5 protein-coding genes and 2 pseudogenes are annotated in these 5,836 nt (G+C 30.9%); 6 read left to right on the forward strand and 1 reads right to left on the reverse strand.

Translation table 11 applies throughout. The features are described 5' to 3' along the window. Window positions 1–171, reverse strand: a pseudogene (locus AC1DJR_RS15080) (type I methionyl aminopeptidase); the annotation flags it as partial. A 473-nt stretch (window positions 172–644) separates the two neighbouring features. On the opposite strand from AC1DJR_RS15080, the gene hfq reads away from it, so the two are divergent. From hfq to AC1DJR_RS15110, 6 genes and pseudogenes are all read left to right on the forward strand, one after another. Next, window positions 645–833, forward strand: a complete 189-nt coding sequence (hfq, locus tag AC1DJR_RS15085; protein ID WP_088045360.1) for an RNA chaperone Hfq — start codon at window positions 645–647, stop codon at window positions 831–833. A 1,066-nt stretch (window positions 834–1,899) separates the two neighbouring features. Continuing rightward, a pseudogene (locus AC1DJR_RS15090) lies at window positions 1,900–2,118 on the forward strand (DUF2187 family protein); the annotation flags it as partial. A 316-nt stretch (window positions 2,119–2,434) separates the two neighbouring features. Then, window positions 2,435–3,712, forward strand: a complete 1,278-nt coding sequence (locus AC1DJR_RS15095) for a right-handed parallel beta-helix repeat-containing protein (protein ID WP_429688938.1) — start codon at window positions 2,435–2,437, stop codon at window positions 3,710–3,712. After that, on the forward strand, window positions 3,712–4,218 hold the full coding sequence (locus AC1DJR_RS15100) for a nitrous oxide reductase accessory protein NosL (protein WP_215586145.1): 507 nt from the start codon (window positions 3,712–3,714) through the stop codon (window positions 4,216–4,218). Before AC1DJR_RS15095 ends, AC1DJR_RS15100 begins: the two co-directional genes overlap by 1 nt. A gap of 81 nt (window positions 4,219–4,299) precedes the next feature. Next, entirely contained in the window at window positions 4,300–5,112 is an 813-nt protein-coding gene (locus tag AC1DJR_RS15105) for an ABC transporter permease (protein ID WP_002167251.1), read from the forward strand. Further along, window positions 5,109–5,804 (forward strand): ABC transporter ATP-binding protein, encoded by a 696-nt coding sequence (locus AC1DJR_RS15110; RefSeq protein ID WP_016119309.1) that lies wholly within the window; start codon window positions 5,109–5,111, stop codon window positions 5,802–5,804. The genes AC1DJR_RS15105 and AC1DJR_RS15110 overlap by 4 nt, the downstream gene beginning before the upstream one ends. Window positions 5,805–5,836 lie beyond the last annotated feature (32 nt).

The following is a 5,836-nucleotide window of genomic DNA, read 5'->3' on the forward strand; positions in this document are numbered from 1 at the left end:
TTTTGGGGCAGATTGAGCTCCTGCTTTTTCAAACATCTCTCTCGCAATTTCATCGAGTTCTTTTGTGGTAATTCCAGGTTTCGTACTATGGACTAATTCATCTCGAATCGCCCCACAGATTTCACCAATTACTTTTAAGCCATTAAAATCCTCTTTATTCTTTACAACCATTGATATCCYCMCTTTTTAAAGTATTTTATGATTAGTATWCCATKTAGTTTMTAGCAKRAACGGGTTTTCTTCAACAATCTGGCCCGTTTGTGGAACAAGAAGAAATCCTGCATATTAACACAGGATTTTTAATCGATCTTTATTTTAAATAATCAAACTTTGTTTTATATGATCAATCTTTTTTATTTAACTACATTAAACCCATAAAACCCCGTTGTATCATGTGTATGTACTGATATAACGGGGTTTTTATATGAATATTTAACTGTCTATTTTACTAATTATAAAAAAACATGAACTTAGTTTTACTTTTTAGGGGTACTACTTCATGTAAAATGGACATTTTATTTATATTTTTGATAGATTTCTTGCGAAATATGTACCTAGAGCGGCATTTAAATTTAAATGTGATACGATTGTTGTATAGTAGCAAGTATTAAAAGAAAAGTAGATAAAAATAGGGGGCGCATTTCATGTATAACTTACAAGAAGATATGTATGAACAATTAAAAGAGAAAAAAGGGGATATCACTATATTTTTAAAGAATGGGGTTCCCATACGCGGGCAGATTCTTGCAACGGATAAATTTACTGTTCTTATGATGGTTCATGGWAAGCAACAACTAGTCTACAAGCAAGCAATTTCCACAATTCTTAAGTAATTCTTTTTCCTTTTTCGAGGGAAGAGGAAAAAACACCCAAAAAAAGAAGATTGAGATCAATCTTCTTTAAAAAAGGAACAGATGACAGATTACTACTCCAACTCTTAATCAATTATAATTAAGCGTGTAGTGACATTCAATCCATTCTAAATTTTCTCAATATTTTTTGTTTTATTATTAAATTATAATATAAGTAATTCTTTTTATTATTATATGTTTGTTCTTTCTTGTTGCAGAATCCTTATCATAAGGATTCTATTTTTTTGTCCCAAAAGGTACGCCTTTTGAAGTAGTTATATTTCTATAAAAATCAATGTGTCGAAAGGTTCGAGATAACATTTTGAAGGACTTCAAAAATACATAGACCTTTTGAATCATATATGAATTGTTGGGGGAAAAGTTTTCCTTCAAGATAATGTAACCCTCATAATCCATCAAAAACATTATATTTATATTAATAAATTAACGAAAATGATGGTATAGGTCATTAGGTAAGAAGGGGAGCATCTTGCACAAGATTAAATGTGGCTAGTTMTGTAAATCTATAAAATTTTAGTTTRGAKTTTCTTGTCCCAAYCAAWWTCYAAAARYGAAAGTTTAGACTTTCTTGTCTAAATAGTTTGGAGTTTCTTGTCCTTGTACAACAAATCATTAATTGTAAAAAGACATAAAAGTCTAAACTAAGATCTCATGAACAATCGTTGATAAATAGCCATTATCATAAATTTTGTAGGTACTTTCATGTCTCAATAACTGGACATGAAAGTCTAAACCTTTTGAACATAGGACAAGAAGGTCTAAACTACTTAGCCAGTAATAATATAATATTTGAAAGTGAATTTTTGAATGTTAATTTACTTTCATTTTAATATAAAAGTGCTATACAAAATCCATAAAATAATTAAGTATTTATTTTATTTAAGATTGAAGTCTTATCGGTATAATTACTGCAGTAGAGGCTATGAAAAATAGGATTACGTGTTCTTTTATAAACTTGCCAACCAGTATGAAGAAGCAAAAAAGGGGAAACCTATTGAATAATTAATGATAATTTAGGGGGTACCAAATGGAGCATAACAAAAAGGCAGCAATTGGGGATTACGTTCAATTTTCATATCGTAAAAATCCTAACTTGCAATTAACGGGATTTGTAGTGAGTGTTCTGCAGAATACAATTGTTGTAGATGTTTCACAAATAATGAAAATTGAAGTAGATGATGTTAGGCAAGTAGTAAAACATGGTTACTATAAAAAGGTGGTACATACGCAAATAAAAAATAATGTTCATAACTCTTATACGGCTGCCTTAACAAACTTTTCTTTTGTACGTAATTCAATAACTACTTGTAGTAATTTCTTGACTGGGTTTATATAAATATCGTATGTATAATTGCGAATAAATGAGTTGTAGGTATTGGCTTCTTTAAACAAACTTATTTGTTTAAAAATCATGTTCTAATGAAGTGTAGTAACTCTTTTACCTTCAGGTATAATCTTATATGTATCACAAAAACTACGTTTATTTTTCACAAATTTCACACAAATTATTGGTATTCTCTTCTATAGTGATAACTAATAGCTTTGAGAGAAGGGAACTGTATATGAAGAAGATTTGTTCTCCTCTTCTGTTATTTTTATTTTTTTGTTTTCCAGGAGTAAGTATTCATGCGGAGTCTACATTACAATCAAAAATTGACGCGGCTTCCCCATATGAAACAATTACATTAGAGAATAGAGCTTATAATGATACAATTAAAATATCAAAACCGCTTACAATACAAGGAGATAAAAATACTAAAATAATCTCTTGTGGTAAAGATCCTGTCATTACAATAAATAAGGAAAACATTATCCTTAAAGATTTGAAAATAGAACAATGTAATGATAATACTGATCAGCCAGCAATATTTGTAGAGGGAGATAAGCACTACATCAGTGGATTGGAAGTTCATACGTCATATATAGGGATTAAGTTAGAAAATGCTAGGGATATAAAGATTGAGAATAGTATGATCGTTGGACAAAGACGGGCTAATGGAATTGATTTATGGCAATCCAATCGCAATCTTATTGAGAACATCAAAATCCAAAATGCCCGTGATGGTATTTATTTGGAACAAAGCGACAATAATACAATAAAGGAAAATACAATCTGGCAGTCTCGTTATGGCATTCATCTTATGTATTCTGATAGGACAGTTGTTGAAAAAAATATATCAAAAGAAAATACAACAGGTGCTATGATTATGGGAACAAAGGAAACATCTGTAGTAGGAAATCGCTTTATTTACAATAAAAGTAATGTTCATGCACAAGGCTTATTACTATATGATGCGACAAAAACAAAAGTTTTACAAAATGAAATTGCTAATAATAGAGTAGGGGTTTATGTAGAAAAGGCAGATCACAATACTATTATGGATAACTCAATTTCTAATAATTTTATCGGTTTACAATTTAAAGATGCCAGTGCAAATGAATTTACTCAAAATGTAATGATGGGGAATGTTAATGAATCGCAAGCTACACAAAGCAGGGAAAACAATATCTATAATAATTATTGGGACGCTTCTTTAAAAGTAGATGCAGACGGTTCAGGTACTAGTAATATTCCATACAAAGCAGATGCCTATTTTCTTCTGTTAACACAAGATATTCCAGAATATCAGTTGTTCTTTCAATCACCAGGGATGCGTATTTTACAAAGTTTCATAAAAATTCCAGATCAATCTTTATTGCTAGATAAAGAGCCTAGCATGAGGCCAAAAGGTGTTCCGCAAAAAGGTGAGGGGATGGCATTTCAGTCTAACATTTTGATTGTAAGTGTAAGTATGTTACTAATGGGAAGTATATTGTTTATTTTAGGGAGGAAAAATTGATGAGAGTTAAGTATATGTTATTTGCTATTTGTTTATGTATGGTATTTGCCATAGTAGGATGTGGTAACAAAGAAACAAAACCGGTTGCTATTAATGAAAAAAATGATAAGTGTGCTATTTGTAATATGGCAGTAATGGATAATCAATTTGCAACTGAGGTTATTTTAGAAAATGGAAAAGCTCTAAAATTTGATGATATTGGTTGTATGTATAAATGGATGGATGAACATAAAAATGAAAAAACACAAGAGAAATTTGTAAGAGATTACAATACAAAAGATTGGGTTGCAGTGGATAAAGCTACATATATATATGACAAATCAATTAAGACGCCAATGGCTTATAATGTAATTTCTTTTAAAGAAAAGAAAGATGCAGACAGCTTCGTAGAAAAACATACTGGGGAAATCCTTTCTTCTAAAGAGCTTGCAGAACATAAATGGGAAATGAATAAAGAGATGATGGGAAAAGAAAAGAAAGATCATGGTAGTGGACATTCTCACTAATAAGTGATTATTACTATGAAAAATTAGTGAGAAAAAGACAACCAACTATGGTTGTCTTTTTCAGTAGAGAGGTGAATAGCTATGTGGAATATATTATATTCAGAATGGCGTAGTGCAGCAAGGGGTAAACTTGCATACATGTTTTTGTTTCTTTGGATAACTATATTTTCTTTAATATTTGTTATGGAAAGAAATACCCCGTCTTTAGTAGGTTATACAAATGTGACGGGGACAATGGTAAACCTTATTTTATATATTGTACCCTTACTTATGTTAATTATAGGAGCATTTTCTATCGCAGGCGAAGTGGAAAATGGGAAATGGAGACTTTTATGTACGTATCCTTTAAAGAGTACCTCATATGTAATAGGTAAAATAATCGGTCAATTTATAGCGCAAACAGCTATTTTTTCAATGAGTTTTGGAGTAAGTATAATCATTGGGTTAGTAAGCGGTAGTAATTTTGATATATTTTGGGTGGTAGCAACGTATATCTTCTCTGTTTTATTAATTTTTTTATTTTTATTACTGGGAATAACAATCGGTTCTTTTTCTATAACTAGGTGGCAAGCTTTAGCCATAAGTATCGTAGTTTGGTTCTTTCTTATTATGATGTGGCCAACGGCTTTAATTAGTGTTCTTAATTTTGTTCCATATTCAATGATTGCACCATTAATAAAAATGTTATTGTTTTGCAACCCAGCAGAATTCCTTCGAATTATATTTGTAATTCAATTAGGTGGTGGAGCAATATTTGGGCAAGTATATGATCAATTGGTAATGATTTTTCAAAGTAAAGCTGTTATTTGGATTCTACTAATATACTGCATTATCTATACAATCGTGTTCTTGTTTGTGGCGGGGTGGCAAATGGAGAGGAGAAGAAAAAAATGACAGTATTAAATCTCAAAGAAGTATGTAAAAGATATAAAAAGAAAATAGCATTATCTCCAATCTCATTTCAAAGTAAACAAGGAGAGTGTATCGTATTATGCGGTGGGAATGGAGCTGGGAAAAGTACGCTCCTTGATATAATTGCTGGAATTACAACACCTACAACTGGTACCGTTCAATTAGGGAATATAGAATTACAGAAAGATAGAAAACAGTATGTGAGTGAAATAGGTTATATGCCAGATGATTTTCATGCACAGCAAGATATGACAGTTCAAGAATTTTTATTCTTTTATGCTGCTTTTCGAAATATAGGAAAAGAAAAAGTACAGGCAGTTATTAAATCAATAGGCTTAAATGAGAAAAAAAATGAACGGTTACATAGATTATCTAAAGGGATGAGACAGAGGCTATTATTTGGGCAGGCGTACCTTGGAAATCCTAAAATTTTGATATTAGACGAACCGACAAATGGCCTGGATCCGTATTGGGTAGATGAGTTTTTAACAATATTAAAGACTTTAAAAAGAGATGGTACCATGATTATTTTTTCCACACATATGATGGATGTAGCTGCTGAAATTGGTGACCGGATACTCTTTATGAAAGAAGGAAAAGTCATACAGGAAATTAAAAATGATGGAGATTTAGAAAATTTAACGATAACATTACTACAAATGCATAGAAGATAAATACATTAGGAAACAGCTGCTTTCAGTATAGT

It is taken from the genome of Bacillus sp. 05T31 (genome assembly GCF_056396725.1).